At 46.9% G+C, this 18,696-nt stretch carries 16 protein-coding genes; 5 read left to right on the forward strand and 11 right to left on the reverse strand.

Annotation, left to right across the window (positions count from 1 at the left end; translation table 11 throughout):
• Nucleotides 1–2: 2 nt before the first annotated feature.
• From AC14M5_RS18305 to AC14M5_RS18335, 7 genes are all read right to left on the reverse strand, one after another.
• Nucleotides 3–1,886 carry a sensor histidine kinase gene (locus AC14M5_RS18305; protein WP_484031145.1) on the reverse strand — a complete coding sequence of 628 codons (1,884 nt, stop codon included), beginning with the start codon at nucleotides 1,884–1,886 and terminating at the stop codon, nucleotides 3–5.
• 185 nt (nucleotides 1,887–2,071) lie between these two features.
• Nucleotides 2,072–2,512, reverse strand: coding sequence for an aminoglycoside 6'-N-acetyltransferase (aac(6'), locus tag AC14M5_RS18310; RefSeq protein ID WP_484031146.1), 441 nt, complete (start codon nucleotides 2,510–2,512; stop codon nucleotides 2,072–2,074).
• A 63-nt stretch (nucleotides 2,513–2,575) separates the two neighbouring features.
• Complete coding sequence (locus tag AC14M5_RS18315; RefSeq protein WP_484031147.1) at nucleotides 2,576–3,070, reverse strand: ferritin; 495 nt, start codon at nucleotides 3,068–3,070, stop codon at nucleotides 2,576–2,578.
• 118 nt (nucleotides 3,071–3,188) lie between these two features.
• Nucleotides 3,189–4,178, reverse strand: a complete 990-nt coding sequence (locus tag AC14M5_RS18320; protein ID WP_484031148.1) for a ribose-phosphate diphosphokinase — start codon at nucleotides 4,176–4,178, stop codon at nucleotides 3,189–3,191.
• A gap of 294 nt (nucleotides 4,179–4,472) precedes the next feature.
• Nucleotides 4,473–4,715, reverse strand: a complete 243-nt coding sequence (locus AC14M5_RS18325) for a hypothetical protein (protein ID WP_484031149.1) — start codon at nucleotides 4,713–4,715, stop codon at nucleotides 4,473–4,475.
• Nucleotide 4,716: 1 nt separating this feature from the next.
• Complete coding sequence (gene polX / locus AC14M5_RS18330) at nucleotides 4,717–6,444, reverse strand: DNA polymerase/3'-5' exonuclease PolX (protein ID WP_484031150.1); 1,728 nt, start codon at nucleotides 6,442–6,444, stop codon at nucleotides 4,717–4,719.
• A 37-nt stretch (nucleotides 6,445–6,481) separates the two neighbouring features.
• On the reverse strand, nucleotides 6,482–6,916 hold the full coding sequence (locus AC14M5_RS18335) for a DMT family transporter (protein WP_484031151.1): 435 nt from the start codon (nucleotides 6,914–6,916) through the stop codon (nucleotides 6,482–6,484).
• Between the two features lie 83 nt (nucleotides 6,917–6,999).
• Between AC14M5_RS18335 and AC14M5_RS18340 the strand changes: the two genes are divergently transcribed.
• The 4 genes from AC14M5_RS18340 (at nucleotide 7,000) to AC14M5_RS18355 (ending at nucleotide 12,471) form a co-directional block, all read left to right on the forward strand.
• Entirely contained in the window at nucleotides 7,000–7,533 is a 534-nt protein-coding gene (locus tag AC14M5_RS18340) for a class I SAM-dependent methyltransferase (protein WP_484031152.1), read from the forward strand.
• Nucleotides 7,534–7,656: 123 nt separating this feature from the next.
• Nucleotides 7,657–9,180 (forward strand): hypothetical protein, encoded by a 1,524-nt coding sequence (locus tag AC14M5_RS18345; protein ID WP_484031153.1) that lies wholly within the window; start codon nucleotides 7,657–7,659, stop codon nucleotides 9,178–9,180.
• A 408-nt stretch (nucleotides 9,181–9,588) separates the two neighbouring features.
• A complete protein-coding gene (locus AC14M5_RS18350) occupies nucleotides 9,589–10,527 on the forward strand; it encodes a hypothetical protein (protein WP_484031154.1) in 939 nt (312 codons plus the stop codon).
• A 66-nt stretch (nucleotides 10,528–10,593) separates the two neighbouring features.
• On the forward strand, nucleotides 10,594–12,471 hold the full coding sequence (locus AC14M5_RS18355; RefSeq protein WP_484031155.1) for a PX domain-containing protein: 1,878 nt from the start codon (nucleotides 10,594–10,596) through the stop codon (nucleotides 12,469–12,471).
• Nucleotides 12,472–12,602: 131 nt separating this feature from the next.
• On the opposite strand, the gene AC14M5_RS18360 is transcribed toward AC14M5_RS18355, so the two are convergent.
• From AC14M5_RS18360 to AC14M5_RS18370, 3 genes are read right to left on the reverse strand one after another with little or no spacing between them, the layout of a single operon-like run.
• Nucleotides 12,603–13,271, reverse strand: coding sequence for a lysoplasmalogenase (locus tag AC14M5_RS18360; protein WP_484031156.1), 669 nt, complete (start codon nucleotides 13,269–13,271; stop codon nucleotides 12,603–12,605).
• Nucleotides 13,268–15,337, reverse strand: a complete 2,070-nt coding sequence (locus tag AC14M5_RS18365) for a sulfatase family protein (RefSeq protein ID WP_484031157.1) — start codon at nucleotides 15,335–15,337, stop codon at nucleotides 13,268–13,270. The genes AC14M5_RS18360 and AC14M5_RS18365 overlap by 4 nt, the downstream gene beginning before the upstream one ends.
• Nucleotides 15,334–16,575, reverse strand: a complete 1,242-nt coding sequence (locus AC14M5_RS18370) for a glycosyltransferase (RefSeq protein WP_484031158.1) — start codon at nucleotides 16,573–16,575, stop codon at nucleotides 15,334–15,336. Before AC14M5_RS18370 ends, AC14M5_RS18365 begins: the two co-directional genes overlap by 4 nt.
• 133 nt (nucleotides 16,576–16,708) lie before the next feature.
• Between AC14M5_RS18370 and AC14M5_RS18375 the strand changes: the two genes are divergently transcribed.
• Nucleotides 16,709–17,770 carry a glycosyltransferase family 2 protein gene (locus AC14M5_RS18375; RefSeq protein ID WP_484031159.1) on the forward strand — a complete coding sequence of 354 codons (1,062 nt, stop codon included), beginning with the start codon at nucleotides 16,709–16,711 and terminating at the stop codon, nucleotides 17,768–17,770.
• 407 nt (nucleotides 17,771–18,177) lie between these two features.
• On the opposite strand, the gene AC14M5_RS18380 is transcribed toward AC14M5_RS18375, so the two are convergent.
• Nucleotides 18,178–18,693, reverse strand: coding sequence for a DinB family protein (locus tag AC14M5_RS18380; RefSeq protein ID WP_484031160.1), 516 nt, complete (start codon nucleotides 18,691–18,693; stop codon nucleotides 18,178–18,180).
• Nucleotides 18,694–18,696: the final 3 nt, after the last annotated feature.

Raw genomic sequence — 18,696 nt, forward strand, 5'->3', positions numbered from 1 at the left:
TCTCATGATGGACCCTCCTTTGCCTTCTTAACGGGCAAAGATACAACGAACTTACTTCCGGGATTCTTCTGCTCATCATGTCCCGGGCTTTCCGCCCAGATACGGCCTCCATGCGCCTCAACAATCCCTCGCGCTATAGCAAGGCCTAATCCTGGGCCGCCCCCTTTGAATTTTGTCTTTCCAGAAGAATGCATAAGCACTTCGCCCGTTTGATTGAACTTCTCAAATATCAATTGCGTTGAGGAAGGGTCAATCCCGATTCCCGTATCAGAAACAGTCACTTCCACCTGTGGCACTACGTCTCCGTTCAGATATCTTCCCAACACTTTGACCGAACCCCCATCGGGCGTAAACTTGATCGCATTCATAATAAGGTGATAGAAAACCTTCTGGATCAAATCAGGGTCGGCAGAAATAGGCGGCAAATCATCAAGCCCAAAAGTATCAAGGCTGATATTCCGTTCGTACAACGAATCAGCAAATCCCTTGTTTACTTTCTTGATAACCGCGTCCATTTGTATCGATGTTTTCTTAAGAACAAGCGCGTTGCTGTCAATACGGGAAACATCCAGCATACTATCCACCACATCTGCCATGCGTTCCGAGCCTTCCAAAATTCCCTGTGCCAATTTAAATAATTCCGGGTCATTCTTTGAATCCTGCTCCAACATTTGGGAATACCCCATAATAAGCGTCAGGGGTGTGCGTAGTTCATGAGCAGAGATCTGAATAAAATTAGTCTTCGTCTTGTCGATTCTTTTGAGGGTCTCGTTGATCCGCTCCAATTCACGAGTACGCTCCTGAAGTCGAACCGTCATTTCATTAAAGCTATTCGCGAGTTCTCCGATTTCATCTTTTGAGTTAATGCGTGTGCGTTGATCAAGATCACCGCCGGCAATAGCCTGCGATGTATTCACAAGGGAATATAACGGCCCGGTAATCATTCGTGAGATAAAAAAGCCGATCAAAATCACAAAGAGAAACAATACTGCAAATATTTTTATATAAGTATCCCTGCTTAACTCGCCAGATTGCAGCACATATTCGGATGACAATACCACAGCATATACGCCAATAAGGTCATTCCCCACTTGCAAGGGGCCGCGCACCAGCCTGTACTTGTGCCCATCTAATTCAAAATCCTCGCCTCTTACAATATCGTTTGAAACAATAGTCTCCTTATATTCCGCCGCTGAAATTGCAAGCATATTCAATGTTTCTGAACCTGTCGTACCCAATGTGGTTGCTATGGCTTGCCCATTCCCGCTGTAAAAAATAAGGTCAGCAAGTACATAACCCTTGAGCAAAGACTGAATACTGCGAATAGAAGTGCCAACTACCACTACCCCGGAAAACCTGCCGTCCAAACGCAATGGCATGGAGGTGTAATAATAAGTCTCATTGTTAACCAGGTTGATGCCTAATGCGCGGCGCGGCGCTTCATCCACATCTTTATGATTCAAGAAGGGAGTAACTATCGGCAAATTTGCGGCGCCGGTATCCTGTTCCACCAATTGCACTTCCCCATTTGAATTGACATAAATATGAAGTTGTTCAATTCCATCAGCTGAGATCAAGATCAAATTTTGGGCACCTCCTTCCCCTAAAAGCATCGGCCCCGCCAATTCAAACGCCTTCATCCTATCCCCATCCACAACAGCCTGTGCAACTCCCTCCGTATAAATAATTCCACGTGCTAATTCAACATGTTCGGTTTCAAGCCGCACAAAACTATCAGAGACGACACGCCCAGCTTGAAGCAATTGATTTGTAAGGCGATCACTCATACTATTCGCCACCAGGCGCGTAACAACATAGACCCCGATCACAGCTACGATCACGGTCAGTATTAAATAAGGCAGGATGACTTTTAAGCGTATGCTCATAAAAGTCCCTTCGCGCAAGGAGCGCAAAGGTTTATGAAATCATTATACAGAGCGAAATGACCGATTTTTTATACTGCAAGACAATTAAAACGGGAACGATTTCTAAATTATACCTAGTTTCACAAACTTAATCGCTTCAATTTTGACCTGAGAACTAGCTCCACCTACCCGTGCATTCCCTCCCCCTATAACTGTTTGACAAAATGCACAAGCCTCTCCACCTCAAAATACCCTAGTTTCAAATGCGCCTGGATGCTTGCCTCGTTATCCAGCCAGGTATCCGAAGCCATCTCAGTGCAGCCCTTGTTGCGTGCCCAATCCTCCGCTGCATGAGTTAAGAAGCCAGCAATCCCCTGACCGCGAATATTTGGATACACGAACCAACCTTCAATGTAACCAACTGGACTAGTCTCACACCCTTCCCCATATTCTCTGATACGTGCCTCGATCATCCCAACTGGCCTGCTATCCACCAATGCAAAGAAGACCGCATCATTATCGCTTGCCAGGATATCATCCAAATCAAAATCCAGATATTCATCAGGCGCTTCAGGCCAAATGCCTTTGCGCATTTTGAACCACTCAGCCTTGTCTTCAAATGTGACGCGGTGCAGCACAATTTCCATATATCTCCGATATAAAAAAAGACCCTAAAGGTATCGAATACCTTTAGGGTCTTTAGTATAAACCTATTCTTCGCCGCGTTTTGCGAGGGTATGATCAAGCATCAACACGGCTGTGCCGCGCTCTTCGATCAACTTCAAATCTGCAACGAGCTGGGCAGCATTCTTCTCTTCTTCCACCTGTTCTGTAATGAACCACTGCAGCAAAATTTGCGCGGGATAATCCTTCTCTTTCAGCGCAATTTCATACAATGAATTAATGGAAAATGTAACCATAGCCTCGTGTGCAGCTACTTCCTCAGCAACCTCCAGATTGGAGGCCCATTCAGTTTTCGGCGCATCAATGGCCTTGAGGATTACTTTTCCGCCACGCTCCAAAAGGAAGTCATAGAACTTCATGGCATGAACGCGTTCTTCAGCCTCCTGTACACGCATCCAGTGGGCAAAACCCATCAGGTTTTTGTTTTCAAAATAGGCAGCCATTGAGAGATACAGATAAGAGGAATACAACTCTTTGTTGACCTGGTCATTTATTGCATCTTGCATCGTTTTGCTTATCATAAGTGCCTCCTTGCGTAATTAAATTATACATATATTTCGGCAAAAGAGAATAAGTAATAACTTGGTTTATTCTCTTTGTGCAAGAAAATCAATATCCTGCTGACTAGCACAAGGTCAGCTAATCTCCAAAGACAAACAAATCACTAATCGACTCGTGATTAAAGTTATGACGGATCGCACTCGCAAAAACAGGCGCCACAGACAGCACTTTGAGTTTTGGATGCATTTTCTCAGGCGCAATATGGACAGTATCCGTTGTGATAATTTCGCTGATCTGAGGCACAGCCGTCAGCCTATCCAATCCACCTCGACTGAACACCCCGTGTGTGCAAATGACAATAATGTCTTCAATGCCTTCGCCAATCAACACACGGCTCAACTCCAAGATGGATCCGCCTGTCGCAATCTCATCATCATAGATCAAAGCGCGTCTATGCCCACGTACCTGACTCCCCACCAAGCCACTGATGATAACCTCAGTATCCGAAATGCGTTCCTTATTCCCAGCCGCAACGGGCAGACCCAGCGTCCGCGCAAAACGTGCCGCAGATTTTGCCTGACCCATATCCGGCGCAACGATGACCGCGCCGCTCAAGTCACAGGTGGAAAGGTATTCCTTAAACACCAAGCGACTACTCAACGGATCAGTGGGCATGCCAAAGAAACCATGCACTTGTGGCGAGTGGAACATCATGCTCATCACGTGGGTTGCCCCGGCAGTCTTTAACAGGTCTGCAACCAAGCGCGCCGTGATCGAAATGCGAGGCGCATCTTTTTTATCCGAGCGCCCAAACGAATAATATGGGATGATCGCATGGATCTCAGAAGCCGCTGCGCCGCGTGCAATATCGATCATCATCAACAATTCCATCAAATGATCATTGACTGGCTGAGAAAGCGATTGCACGATATAAACACGGCGATAACGTACACTCGCGCCCAACTGAATATACATATTGTCATTACTGAATCGCGAGATGTGGGTCGCATCCAAAGGAACGCCTAACTTTGAGGCAATATCCTCCGCCAACTTCGGATTGGAACTTCCGCTGAAAAAACGCACCTCTTCAGCAGGGATCGAGGCATTTGTCATTGGTTCTGTGCTCATAAAATAATCAACCTTATTCACCTTGCTTAATTTTATTCTTCTGAAATCTGCTCACAAGAAATGCGCTTACAAAATACCAAAATCCGAGATCAAGAAGCAACCACAATAGATTAGATTCAGAGCAATTCTCTCCTGGCGGGCAGGGTCCCCAGGCCAGATAAAACTGCAAAGGAAAACCAAGTGGAAATGTATCCGAGATGGTCGATGTCACGTATATTCTCCATAGCCAACTGGAGAGGGCTAACAAGATGAAGGCAACAACAAACTTTACAGCCGCAGGTTTATAGAACGAATTCATAGACCTGTTTTCATTTGTTTTGCAAGATCATCCAGAAGTTCAACGCAAATATTTGCCAACAGGCGTTTCTGTTCGATTTTGCTCAACATAATATGTTCAGACTTTAATGCTTCCTCATATGCGCCTTGAACAATCGTAAAAATTTGCTCATCAACCCTGGATAATTTTATCTTCCTAACGATCTTTTGTTTTAGATCAAAATACGAGCCAGAATTATTTGATGCAAATGGATTCAACATCTTAACCTCTCTTCTTCAACCAGTCCAACAACTTCTTTGTAGACCAGGTATTGATCACATCCTTTGGTTCCAGCCATGCACGCCTCGCTATGGCAACACCATAATGCAGCATATCTAGGTCACTTTCGAAATGCGCATCGGTATTGATGCTGATAGGCACACCCAATTCCTTCGCGCGGCGCGCATACATATCGTCAAGATCGAGGCGGACGGGGTGAGCGTTGATCTCCATCGCCACGCCAGATTTTGCCGCCGCTTTCAAAATGACTTCCATATCCAGGTCTGCCCCTTCCCGATCTGGAATTTCACGGCCAGTTGGGTGACCGATAATATCCACATGCGGATTTTTCACCGCCCTTAGTAATCTTTCCGTGATCTTCTCGCGCGGCTGACGTAAACTGGAATGAAGCGAAGCCACCACAATATCAAGCGTGGCGAGAAACTCATCGGGATAATCCAACGAGCCATCGGCCTTGATCTCCACTTCGGTGGAATGTAAAACAAGGATTTCATCGCCGAGTTGTTTTTGAATCTTCTTGATCTCAGCGGCCTGCATTTTATGGTCTTCCATTTTCATGCCGCCCGCAACGCCCAACCCCACAGAATGGTCGGTAAATGCAATCACTTCTATGCCGCGCTTCGCAGCAGCGCGCGCCATATCCAACATGCTTAACTTTCCATCACTCCATGTGGAATGAGTTTGCAAATTGGACCTGATATCTTTTACTTCAATTAACTTCGGAAGTTTATTGGCCTTCGCCGCAGCCACCTCACCTCGATCTTCACGCAACTCAGGCGGAATCCACGGCAGGCCTAAAGTTTTATAAACTTCCTCTTCCGTTGCGCAAAGAATTTCACCCTTGCCTTTAACTTTGGTCAATGAATGTTCAGATAAAGATAAACCTTTATCCAATGCAATTTGACGTAGCGCAACATTATGATCTTTTGAACCCGTCGCATATTGCAAAGCCGTGCCAAACTTTTCAGGCGGATGCACCCACAGTTGCGCGCGCACACCATTAGAAAATTCGATACTGGCTTTCATCTCGCCTTTTCCTAAAACACGGCTCACACCTTTGAGGTTGACAAAGGCTTCCATCACAGTAGATGAATCTTTGGCCGCCACTAAAATGTCAAGATCACCGACTGTGGAACGCATCCTTCTTAAACTGCCTGCTGGTTCTGCCGCGACGACTCCCTTCACCTTTTTGAGTTGACTAATGATCTCCTGCGCCAGCGGATACGCACGCCCAAGCGGAAGCCTGCCTGACCTGCGTGAGAGGGATGCGATCCCTTCAAGAATGGCCGTTTCGGACTTAGTGCCCATGCCTGGGAGGTCGCGAAGCTGTCCGTTTTTTGCTGCAGCTTCCAGCTCGGAAAGAGCCGTGATGTTTAACGTCTTCCAGATCAATGCGATCTTCTTGGGTCCAAGCCCGGGTACTTGCAGCCATCCAGCTAAACTTTCAGGAACTTCCTTCTTAAGTTTTTCGAGGAATTGAAGTTTGCCCGTGCGCTGCAGTTCATCGATCTTTTCCGCGATGGCTTTGCCCACGCCGGGTATCTCTTCAAGTTTGCCCTCTTTCCAATACTCCGAGGCTTCACGCCCAAGCCCTATCAGATTTTCGGCGGCTTTGCGATAAGCCAATGTTTTATATATGACCTCACCTTTGATCTCGGACAAATTGGCGATCAACGTAAACGTATCTGCAAGTTGACGGTTGTTCATCATAACGATAATCCTTTCGCTTGTTCAGATTATACGCTTTTTACTTCACTGTTAGCCAGACGCCCAGTAGAACTACAGACAAACCAAATACACGCGCAAGGTCAAGCGGACGCTGAACCACACCCAACCATCCATAGTGATCGAGGATCGAGCCCATCAAAAGCTGCCCTGCCAGCAGGGTGATCAACGCTGGCGCGATCCCAACTCGTGGGATCATATAACTCATGGCAAAGATCACAACCAACCCAAACACACCTGCACCAAACGTATACCAGGGCAGAGTCCGCCATTGACTGAATTTACTGCCAAAGATAAAAAGCGGAACAAGCGCCACAAGTGCGCCACCTATATGAACAACGAATATGCTTTCAAGCACACCCATACGCTGACTCATCAGGCTGGAAAGCGGCGCTTGTATCCCGATTGCCACACCACCCATTAAACCGATAAAAATTATTAAAAGTATTGGCTGCATGATTTATCCTTTTTTGTTTGATTATATATTGCATTCACACGCTGAAAATTAGTTGAATATTTATTTATGATACGATTCACTGCATGGATCACAACGACCACGTTAATCTCTTAAGACCTGCAAATCTGGATAAAGGCGGCTCATGGGCGGACTTGGGAGCTGGTTCCGGTGCTTTTACGTTTGTCCTGCGAGAGCTGATCGGCGAAACCGCGAGTATTCATGCTGTTGACAAAGACCGTGCCAACCTCAAACATTTGGAACAGGAATATTCTTCACGCTTTGGTGATACCAAAAACCTGCACACTATAGTTGGGGATTTTTCACGAGCGCTTGAATTAGAAACTCTTGATGGCATTTTGATGGCAAATTCTCTGCATTTTTTTAAAGACAAGCCCAAGGTATTAAACCATATAAAGTCATTCCTCAAACCAAACGGCGTATTGCTGGTGGTTGAATACAACGTTGATTCAAGTAACCTATGGGTTCCATATCCATTCTCGTTTGAAACATTCTGCAAACTGGCCGCGCAGACAGGTTTTAGTGAACCACGTCTGCTTGCAAAAATTCCCTCCAGTTTTCTGCGTGAGTTTTATTCAGCATCCGTTCAGAAACTGTAAGGGCGCAGCGAAAACGGTTTATGGTCAAAATCATGAATCGACTCGCTGTGCCTCTACGAATCTGTTTCCAGGTTGAGTTCCAACCACTCTCCCAGAATCAAACCTGATAAGATTAACCCCATCATGCTTCGCACAAAATATATTCTGGCAGTCTTTGTCATCCTCAGCGCAATACTGGGATTAATGCGCTTCAATTCTCTTCAATTAGGCACATCCTACGACGACGCGCATTACATCATCCTCGCCGAAAGCCTCTCCAGCGGACAAGGCTATCAACTGATCAACTTTCCACGTCCGCAAATCGAACGGGCCTTTCCACCTGGCTGGCCGATCTTGCTTGCGCCACTCACCTTCCTGTTTCCTGGCAATTACACGATCTTAAAATTATTTTCGCTTTTGCTCTGGCTGGCATCCATTCTATTAATTTACAAAATTTTTTCCAGACGGATGGAATCTCCAGATCGTGAGATCGTCACTGGCCTTGTCGCGCTGAATCCATTGCTGGTGGGCACATCTGTTACGGTGATGTCTGAGTCCGCTTATCTATTCTTCTCAATGCTTGCGCTATATCTTTTTGATATGTGGAACAACAAGGTTAACAGCAAAAGTAACTGGCTCGTTATTCTGATTGCAGTTCTTGCTTTTTACACCCAGTTGATTCGAACCATCGGGATTGCATTGTTCATTGCCATCATACTCTTTCTGTTATTCACGCGCCGTTACCGTGAAGCAGGTATCACTGCTGGCATATTTATCGCAAGCACACTATTATATGGATGGATAAGCGGATCGTTAATTTCCACGGGCTATCAATCGCAGGTATTCAATGGTTCTGTCATCGAAAAGATCGGGCAGATGTGGTCGAATGCGCTGGGTTATTTCAACGAAGTTCTGGCGGGTTCGTTGTTCCCCATCTTCGGCTCAAAGTTGACAGCGTTATTGAGTAATTACGGATTACAGATATTGCCGCTTGTCATCAATGTGGCGATCATACTCCTGATTATTATCGGAGTTCTGTTATCGCTTAAAAAAATCCATGTGATGGATATATATTTCATCATTTACATTTTGGGAATTCTGGCCTTTTGGAATCCCAGAGTTGGAAGTGTGAAAGCGCGTTTTCTGATTCCAATCATTCCATTTCTGTATTTTTATTTGATGCAGGGGGTGGATTGGGTGGCAACGAAATTCACTCGAAACAGAATCAACCTCCGCACGGGTATCGCAGCGAGTGTGGGCGGAGTCATTGCATTGACATTGCTGGTACGTAATGTTCAAGACTGGCGCAATCCCATCATGGAGCAGATGACGGATTTATCTGTGGGGGGAAGTTGGGTCGCTGAGTACGCACCATCGGATGCAATTGTGATGGTCAATGAACCTGTCCCCGCTTATGTGCATGTGCAAAGAAAAACCATCGGTTACCCAAATGCGGGGCAGGACCTGGAGAAGTACCTGAACAATCAGGGAATCGATTACATTGTTGTTTCTCCAGTACTTCAATCCCCGCGCAGTATAGAGTTGGATGAGTCTATTGAAAATCAAGTTCTGCCCATTCTTGATTCAGAGCCTGATAAATTCATTGCGGTCTTTACCGATATCGAGCATAATGTAACCGTGTATGAGTATCTAGGCGGGGAAGAATGATCGCGGCCTGCAATCGATGGACTGCCCCACAGAACGTATCAAGTGAATAAATCTGCCAACCTCCCGTCTATTGCATCGGATGTTGGCAGATTGGCGCTGTCTCATTCGGGAAACAGGCGTTAAAATATAACCATCACACAACAACGGAGAAGGCGAAAAAATAGAATGGCAGCCACGGCATCTGACACACCTGATTTGGAAAAGAAGGAACTCCCAAGAATCGAAGCGGATGTTTACTCAAAGATCGCGTTGAATGAACTCATCGTTTATGCCGTGCAATATCTGCACGAGCAAGGAGTCACTGCCACCGTGGAGGAGGTCATATCAGCCTGCTTCAGGCTGTTCCCGCATGTTTTTTCGTTGAAGAATTATTTCTACTGGCCTGACTCGGCTCTGGTCACACACCATTTGAATGAAGCAAAGGCTAAGGGATACCTCAAAGGAAATCCAGCGGATGGTTTTGCCCTTAAGGTTCTGGGAAGGCAGGTTGCAAAACAGGTTGCAATATCAATGGGGCTTCCCCTGCCTGTATTCATAAAAGTGAAGAGACCTAGGACAGCGCAAAAGAAAGCTGAAGTTGTAAAGCCATCAAAACCACATGCCAGTGAGAAAATAGTTTCAAAAAAACAGATAACTGTTAAAGTGAAATCTGCGCCGAAGCAGAAGAAAACAGCCAAAAAAGTTAAGCTTGTGAAAAAGGCTCTTCTCAAAAAAGGTAAGGCTGAGAAGGCTCCTGTTGTGGCAAGCTCCGTCCCAATAAAGCGAAAGGCGATGGTCGAGCCTAAACAGAAACAAAAAGAAACGGCGAAGAAAAAACTCCCGACCCCTGCTCGGAAAAAAGATAAACTGCAGGTGAAACACAAGGCACGAAAGGCGCAATCTGCATGGCAATTGCCTTTGCCGACCCCAACGGCTGCGACAGCCAAACCGAAGCCAGCAAAGAAAAAGATTGCAGCAGCGCCTGCCAAAGTGAAAATTGTAAGAGCGAAGAAAACTGTCAGCATTGCAAAGGCAGCCGCGCCGATCTTACAGATCACTGCTGCCGTATCAAAAGAGGAAAAGGCAAAAGCTGGGAAAGTGCTGCACACGCTGGAACGTTCGGATGCATATCGACAGTATAAGAAGGTCGGCCAAAGGGCGAAGATCAGTGAGTTCGATTTCAGGAACATGCTCTTCGCCACCATGGAATCCTCGGCAGAGACGTTGAAGAGAAACGTCGAATTATTCAAGCGATATGCAGGTATGCATAACAGACAAGACTTGGCGACCTTCCTGAATTTCAGCGAGGAAAGTTTCGCTCCCCTGTTGAAACCAATTGGGAAGAAAATAAAAACAAAGAAGAAATAGTTTTTTGTTCATCATGGGTTACCACAGTGACACAAAAGACTTGTGAATTGGAAAGGCATATTTATTGTGAGTAGTAGAAAGTTACAATACGCAGACCGAGTTGCACTACAACAGGCAGACCAGGCTATCAGAAAAGATGTCCTGCGTGCGCTGGTGGAAGTTATCACCAATTGCAACGACAGTTATTCACGCCTGGAACATGCAGGCTGGGCAGTGGGCGGCGAGATCATCATTGATGTGCATCGGAAGCATAAAAATTCCATTATCCGCGTGAGGGATCATGCCGAGGGTATGACCGACATCCGCATGGATAAAGTGGTTGGCACGTACGGCGAAGCCACCAGCGGATTGAAGGAAGACAAACACGTGCGCGGCATGTGGGGTCGCGGATTGAAAGATTCCATTTTTGGCTTAGGGCATGGCTACGTGCGCTCGTTCAAGGGCGGCAATTTTTATTCGTGCTCGCTGCTGATCAAGAAAGGCGTGCCAACTTTCGAGCTGGATGAGCCCATCAAAGCCAACATGCCTTTACGTGAGAAGTATGGAATCCTTGAAGGGAATGGAACGATCCTGGAGATCATAATTTCGCGCAGCGATGTAAAAGTGCCGCAGTTCGATAATTTTAGAAATTACCTGCAACGGCATTTTGAGCTTCGTCCCATTATGAGCAACCCGAGGCGCAAGATCATTTTGCGGGATATAGCATCAGACGGGAAAATTCGTCAGGAACACGTACTCAGCTACAAGTCACCGCGAGGCGAGAAAGTTCTGAGCGAGAGAATCAGAATTGAGGGCTACCCTGCCACAGCGAAACTGGAAGTCTATCGGTCGGGAATCCAATTATCAACACGCAGCGAAGAAGGCGATTATGCAGATGGCGGCTTGCTGGTGATCAGCAAGGCGACGGTGGTTTCGCTGACTATGCTCAAGTACGAGAACGACCCGTATGCGGCTTACTTCTACGGCTCGATCCAATGCGATCATTTGCACGACTTGTTGAAAAACGATGAGCCCGTGCTGACCGCCACACGCGATGGCATTAACTGGACGCATCCGTTTGCAAAGGCGCTAAAACTGGCAGTCGAAAACAAACTCGATCCGCTCATTCAAGCCGAACGTGAACATGCCGTCCATGATGAGCAGACGAAGCTGGATAAAAAGTTACGCCAAAAAATAAACCGTGCCTTGCACGAGTTAAATACAATCGCGTTCACTGAGCTGCGCGAGCCAAAAGAAAGCGATGTTCATAAGGTTATTGAACTTCCAGAATCTGGAATGGGATTTTTCCCCGAACGTCAATATGTGCAAACAGGGCAAGTTGCCACATTGCTGCTACGTGTTGGGCTGGGCGAATATGGAAGAGCGGGGGCAACGGTGACGGTTATTTCAAACAGCCCTGAAATCATTGTATTAACTCCGCAGGTTGTGCTCAAGCCCCATAAAACTGAACCGACCATTTTGGAAGCACGTGTGAAGGTAGAAGGCAGGCAGGTAGGCGGTGAAGGTGTAATTACCGCGTATCTTGGAAGGAACAGGGCGCAGGCATTCGTTCAGGTGCATTCCAAAAAAGAAACGCTGCCTGTGCCGCCGCCGCGAGGCAGTAATGCTTTGTTCACCGATATTCGTTTTGATGATCGCACCGATCCGCGTCAGCGTGTTTATTTTGACCGCGTCAATTCGAGCATTGTGATCGCAACTGCCGCGCCCTCGGTAAAAATTTATTTGGATGCAAACAACCGCCTCGACACCACCGTGCAGGGCCAGGTGCTATTGGCAGAGTTGATCACTGAAGCAGTTTGCCGCGAGATCGCACGCAATGGTGTGGAGAAGGGAAAGTTTCTGGTGCTGGAAGGCTCCGAAGCGGATGCGATCCAAAATCATTTCATCCGTTTGCAAAACCGTTACGCACATTTGATCCATCAATATATTGTGACGTTGGAATAATATCCTTTTCGCTGTCATCCTGAGCGGCAGCGACACATGCACCGCGTTGCGGATGCAGTGCGGTGAGGATCTCTCATAAATTGGCAGAGATGCTTCACTGCGTTCAGCATGACACAACAAAGAGAGTTGGATTAATTCGAATACTGCATCACCACACCCGCGATCAATGCAATTTGACCCAGGTGATAGGCGGCGATGTTGTAAATGCGGCCATGCTGGATGGGGGCCACAAATTTATGCCACGCGAGAATAATATCGGAGATGTAGAACAGGAAAGCGCCCAGGCTGACGAGGAGTGCCGCTCCCGCTTCCCACTTAACGTCGGTCAGTTTCAACATTGCAGACAGGATCATTAGCGAGATGACGGTTCCGTAAACCAAAATCGGTATTCGCATGTGGCCTTGTCCTTTTGTAACAAGCGGCTCAATGATCCTGCGAATGATGCGCGCGCCGCCGATCCCGATCATCACGGCAAAGATGATCCCAAAGAATGACATTTCTGGCACGGGGATATTAAATCCGATCACATAGGCGATGTGCGCCAACATAAAAGCAACAAGCCCTGCCAGGAACAAACGGTCAAGTGAGATCATCAGCAATGTATCTCCCACAAGCGATAGCAGAATCCCTAATCCGAACCAAAGCAAAGCTCCATTCAACCCAGCGGTAGTCCACAGCCAGAAGAAAAGGGAGAGCATCACAGCGGGCTTGGCAATATATTCCAGTTTCAACCAGTTCTTTGATAAAGCCAGCGCTTCAAGCGCAGCAAATATTAGCGCGGCGATCAATAGGACGTTCATACTGATTCCTTTAACCACAAATCCAGACTTTGTTCCATTTCCCTTGCTAAATCTGGCAACTCATTAACTAGATTCGTTACGTCTGCGGGCGTCTTGCGCAGGTCAAATAGAACTCTATCACCCCGGCGCCAGCTCCATTCGGGCGAGTTCATGTGATCTTTAGCCACTTTTATGAATTTGTAATGTCCGCGCGTGACCGATGCCATAGTATAAGAATTATTGACTGAAAAGCTGTCATGTTCAGGAATGGGCGAGCCATCATAAACATGAGAGGCCCTGCTGAGACCTGCAAGCCCTATAGGCAATTGCAAGCCAAGCAGATCTATGATGGTAGGGAAGAGGTCAAGCGAATCGAAGATACCGTTGATCCTGCTTCCAACTTTGAACGGCCGTCCTGTATTGGGCGGCTTTATGATCATTGGAATACGAACGCAGGACTCGGTGAGGGTGTGGTGATGCAAATAGACCCCATGTTCGTCGAGGATCTCACCATGAGGCGAGGTCAGAACAATTAGACTCTGCTCGTAAAGGCCGCTCTCCTTCAGGTATGAAAACAGTTTACCCAGGTGAGAATCGAGATAGGAAACCGCGCCGCTATATTGCAGAAGCGGATAACGAAAATCGATCACACCATCCAGCCAGCTGGTAATATCGTCATTTATCTCCTGGAGCATGGGCAGGACTTCATTCATCCAATCAAGCAGGCCATTGGGAACATTCCCGTTCTTCAGTTGTAGAACCTGTTCTTCCAACCAGGCAGCAAATTGATCGGGGGTCATGTATTTATAGGATTTTGGGCCAAGGTTCTTCAAATGAATTGCAAGATCGGGATCGCTGAAATTGTGCGGACGAAACGACAGTGCTGTTGCCTCTAATTTCGCGGTGATGAATGCATCCGTCCTGCCTTGCATCAGCGACGGCAAGGCTATTGAAAATTCCTGGCATACTTCAGTGCCTTTGATCTTCGAAACGTTTTCAGGGCGATGGCGGTTGATTTCATTCGTAGGATCACCAGAATAATACATGGAGCGGTATGGTTCCGGTGGTGTGACGGGAGGGTGGGTGTCAAAATACTGAAGCCAGAAAAAAGTCGGCTTTTTCTGGCGGTCGATCAAATCAATGGCAATACGTGTGGTGAGACTCCCATCCTGCATGGGGTCGCCGTGGCAGGGGGAATACTCTTCAAACAGAGGGACAAGCCCCGCTTTGGGATCTATCAATTCCAATTCACTCGGCACCATGGCAGTATGATATCCATGCGAATGAAGATACTTCGGCAGCGAAAGCAGACCTGCCGGAATGTTCCCCCACTCTGTAGTGATTGTGTGTGTGAGCGGAGACTGGCTTAATAACAGGGATGCATGAGATCCGAGCGTACTTGCCGTTTGGACCCGCGCGTGCGAGAAAAGAACTCCCTCTTTAGCCAATTGATCACAATTTGGAGTACTAACACTTGTATTGCCGTACGGGCCGAGATAATCGGGCCGCAGCGCATCTGATGTGATTAAAAATACATGGGCAGGGGTTGGTTGAATGGATCTACGACTCTTCAGTTGTGGGCATTCGTGTTCTATTTGAGGATCGCCCCATACAGACCAGCAATATTGAGTGCCATCGCCTTTTGGCACAGAGGTTGAAAAGACAAGCCTTATTTTTTTATCACTGTATTGGGATAAGTCTAATTCGTGTTCAAACCAGCCATGCCCCTCCAAATGTTGAACCGGTGAAAGTTCGTCCCGGAAAATCCGTGTCGGTCTCCCGAGGGTGTTTTTTATGAAAATTTCAAATATGATCGCATGATCAAATTTTGTCCAGACTTTCTGCTTGATGCCACAGGCAAAGTGAAGCCTGGGGCTTTTGCCGAGCAGGATCGGTCGAAGTTCGATGCGTGAGGTTGGGTGTTGAAAAATGGAGGGACGAGCATCCCGTCGAATGGATACATTATGAATACCCGTAAAATTAGAGCGTGGTGCCCTTACCTTTGCATTCCAAAGCTCATCAACAAGATGGATTGTTTCATGGACTAGATTGGAAGATGCAGAAATTGAAGGGTTGCCATCGATCATTGCATTTCCTCTGAATAAATCGAAAGCATTTCATTTGCATTTTCTTCCATGGTTTTTATTCCAACGGGCTGCATATGAAATTGGGGAAGTTGAGCAAGCGCGTTTTGAATCGCTTGGGTCCACGCGCTGACATCTCCAGATGGCACAAGCCAGCCTGTCTTCTTGTGGATGACCATTTCTGAGAGAGAACCAATATCGTTGCAGAGAACTGGAATTCCCGCCTGTAGTGCCGATTTGATAACCAGGGGTTCATTTTCATACCACAGGGAAGGCACAGCCAGCACATCGATCGTATGAATCACCTCCGACATTTCTGAGGGGTCAAATGTTCCCATGAATTTCACCCTTGGGTCGCGCTCCGCTAATTCATGCAAACGAGAGACATATGGGGAGGCCTGCATGGCTCCGTAAATTTTGCATTGCAGATCAGCATTCGGGATACGGGCAAGCGCCTGGAGCAAAATATGGACACCCTTATGTTCCACCAATGAACCTATGTAGCCAATGCAATATGGCTTAACAGGCAAATGCGGTTTGGGAATGTCTATTGATTGTTCCAGCCCATGCTGGATTACTTCGATCCTTTGTACGGGAATCCCATTTTGGACGTGCATCTTCTTTTGAAATTCCGAAAGCGCGATAATACGCCGTGCTTTTAGGAGTGCATCTTTGATGAAGGCGTTTCGTTTCGCCATAACTGGCAGGTCACGGAACATTTGGGCGCCTTTGGCGAAACCGTGAAGTTCCTGAACACATCGCAGGCAGTATAGACGATGAGCGGGACCATTACATAAATCCAGATTCCATTTTAATAAAGTATGCCGAGGACATATAAACCAGAAATCACACAGGGTAACGATAAAGGGAATCTGAAGCTTGTTACAGACGTTCAAGGCTGAAGCGGATAATTTCATGGCGTGCATCACATGCACAAGGTCGGGCTTTAATTTGGGCAGGATGAGCCGCAGGACGTTGGCGGTATACGAGTTATTATATTCATATTGCATGGGATGAGGCGCCCTGGAAAGGTTATAGTGAATTTCCACAACAGGAATATCCTGATAAGATGTGTAGTGTGGGCCAAAACCTGCGTAGTTTAAAGAGGCAGGTTCGTGATATGTGACCACCGTAACCTGATGACCTGCGGCAAGTGCGTGTTTTGCAAGGGCAAGTGTATAGACTTCAACTCCCCCAACGTGCTTTGGAAAAAACTGGTGAGTTAAGTAGACAATGTGCATAATTTGCAATATAAACGCCACAACGTTTGGTTTCGAATTGTAGCATAGGACAATTTGATTTCACCGCGCGAGAAAACTAAGAGCTTTTGCTGGATTTTTGAGACTATATTTCATTCTGTGATTTGGAAATAAAATGGATGTATCGACCCCACTTGTGTCTGTAATCATTGTTTATTGGAACGGGGTTAAAGTAATTGACAGATGTTTAGAAGCTGTGTTTGCACAGACCTTTCAGGATTTTGAAGTGATCCTCGTAGATAATGGCTCCACTGAAAGCGCATTGAAAGATATGGATCTGCGCTGGCCCTTGGCGAAGGTGATACACCTTGAAAAAAACATGGGGTTCGCCGCCGCAAATAACATCGCCGCCAAATCCGCCAGGGGACAATGGCTGGCATTACTCAACAGTGACGCTTTCCCTGAGCCCGGCTGGCTGGAGGCGTTGCTCACTACATCAAGCGAACATCCTGACCTCTTCTATTTCACATCCTGCCAGATACAGGCAAACGACCCCAGCAAACTGGATGGGACAGGAGATGAATATAACATCGGCGGAATCGCATGGCGCAGACAAAATGACGAGCCTATTGAACAAGCGATTCCCGTCGTTGATGAGGTCTTTAGCGCCTGCGGAGCCGCGGCATTTTACCAGAGGAATATGTTTCTGAACGCTGGGGGATTCGATGAGGACTTTTTTTCATATCTGGAGGATGTAGACCTTGGCTTCCGCTTAAGACTATCAGGATACAGCTGCTTATATGTTCCACAAGCCAGGGTATACCATGTTGGTTCGGCAAGCCTGGGAAAGGAGAGCGAATTCGCCATTTATCAAAGCCAGCGCAACATGCTATGGATGTTCCTTAAGAACATGCCATCTCCCTATCTATGGAAATATCTGCCTGTGCATCTGTTGATGAATGTTGGTTACGCATTGTTCTATGGATTTTGTTGCTGCCCATGCGTAAGTATGAGAGCCATGAAAGATGCATTTCTTGGCATTCCATCTACTCTGCGAAAACGCCGGGAGATCCAGGCGAATATCCAAGTGGATCCCCAGGAAGTGATGCGCGCAATCAAATTTTCCAGGCAAAAAATCAAGAACCCGCTGGGTGTTCTTGTATTTATCCCAAAATTGCTTATCAAGTTTATCCTTGCAGTACGGAAATGTCGCGAGAAAAGGCGCAGGTCAGGGTAGGTGACTCAACCCATCGACCTGCCCGCAACTTTGTAACACGTCACATTGTGGAAAATAACCAGAAAAATGTTTTCTTTGGAATTCTCCACCTCCCTCATGCAGACATGCCAATCATCAGCCCATCTTGTCATTGACGTGAACACAAAGCTTAGCGACGTTTGAAAAACTGAATTTGTTTCTCGTGTTTCAATGCTGCGGCACGTGTATTGAACGTGCCAAGATTGCGCCGCTTTCCTGTTTTTGGATCTTTCTTTTTTGAATACAGCCTGTATTTACCAGATTTCAGTTTACGGATCATGGAAACCTCTCACCGTGTCAGCGTCTTTCTGAGTGACAGTGTGACGAACTGTGTTCGTTGCAGTGCAATGTGCAAAGAATCTCGGATTTCAGAAGTGTAGACCGTACCCCTACGGTCTGGCGATCTGCCCCAAATGAAAATTAAAATGCACCACGGGATAATGAAATAATTTTTCGAGGGTCATGAATTCGTCGAAATTGGAATCCCATTTGACAGGGTAATACATCCCTCTCTGCCACTCGTCGTCCCCAATCGAGTTGACCTGTTTCAATAGCGCGGCATACGTACGGTCAAAGATTCTCCCAACGCGTTGGTGAGTGAATACCCTGCCTTGCCCACGCGCACCGAGGGCATTGATCCAGTTGAATGGACCTGTAAACGCGTTCAACAACCAGGCAAATGGTTTGGATGAGCCTCTTGGCAATCGTCCCCACAAGCGCGCCATGGGCATCAGCACATTGACGATGAGGAAACCGAAGGTCATGTGAGCGATGATCTCGCCGTTCGTCCAGCCAGGGTTGAGACTCTGCCTGTGCATATCTTCTTCGGTCAGCGAATCAAGCAAGGTATGGAATGTCCTTCGGATCGCATCGAGTTCGGCCTGTATGGAATCTTTTATGTTCATTTT

The sequence above is a fragment of the Candidatus Villigracilis sp. genome (assembly GCF_057083605.1).

What these genes read in the sequence shown, in the direction of transcription:
- AC14M5_RS18305 (WP_484031145.1), bottom strand. Translation starts at nt 1,886, where the DNA reads ATGAGCATACGCTTAAAAGTCATCCTGCCTTATTTAATACTGACCGTG.
- AC14M5_RS18315 (WP_484031147.1), bottom strand. Translation starts at nt 3,070, where the DNA reads ATGATAAGCAAAACGATGCAAGATGCAATAAATGACCAGGTCAACAAA.
- AC14M5_RS18320 (WP_484031148.1), bottom strand. Translation starts at nt 4,178, where the DNA reads ATGAGCACAGAACCAATGACAAATGCCTCGATCCCTGCTGAAGAGGTG.
- AC14M5_RS18325 (WP_484031149.1), bottom strand. Translation starts at nt 4,715, where the DNA reads ATGTTGAATCCATTTGCATCAAATAATTCTGGCTCGTATTTTGATCTA.
- polX (WP_484031150.1), bottom strand. Translation starts at nt 6,444, where the DNA reads ATGATGAACAACCGTCAACTTGCAGATACGTTTACGTTGATCGCCAAT.
- AC14M5_RS18335 (WP_484031151.1), bottom strand. Translation starts at nt 6,916, where the DNA reads ATGCAGCCAATACTTTTAATAATTTTTATCGGTTTAATGGGTGGTGTG.
- AC14M5_RS18340 (WP_484031152.1), top strand. Translation starts at nt 7,000, where the DNA reads ATGGATCACAACGACCACGTTAATCTCTTAAGACCTGCAAATCTGGAT.
- AC14M5_RS18345 (WP_484031153.1), top strand. Translation starts at nt 7,657, where the DNA reads ATGCTTCGCACAAAATATATTCTGGCAGTCTTTGTCATCCTCAGCGCA.
- AC14M5_RS18360 (WP_484031156.1), bottom strand. Translation starts at nt 13,271, where the DNA reads ATGAACGTCCTATTGATCGCCGCGCTAATATTTGCTGCGCTTGAAGCG.
- AC14M5_RS18365 (WP_484031157.1), bottom strand. Translation starts at nt 15,337, where the DNA reads ATGATCGATGGCAACCCTTCAATTTCTGCATCTTCCAATCTAGTCCAT.
- AC14M5_RS18370 (WP_484031158.1), bottom strand. Translation starts at nt 16,575, where the DNA reads ATGCACATTGTCTACTTAACTCACCAGTTTTTTCCAAAGCACGTTGGG.
- AC14M5_RS18375 (WP_484031159.1), top strand. Translation starts at nt 16,709, where the DNA reads ATGGATGTATCGACCCCACTTGTGTCTGTAATCATTGTTTATTGGAAC.
- AC14M5_RS18380 (WP_484031160.1), bottom strand. Translation starts at nt 18,693, where the DNA reads ATGAACATAAAAGATTCCATACAGGCCGAACTCGATGCGATCCGAAGG.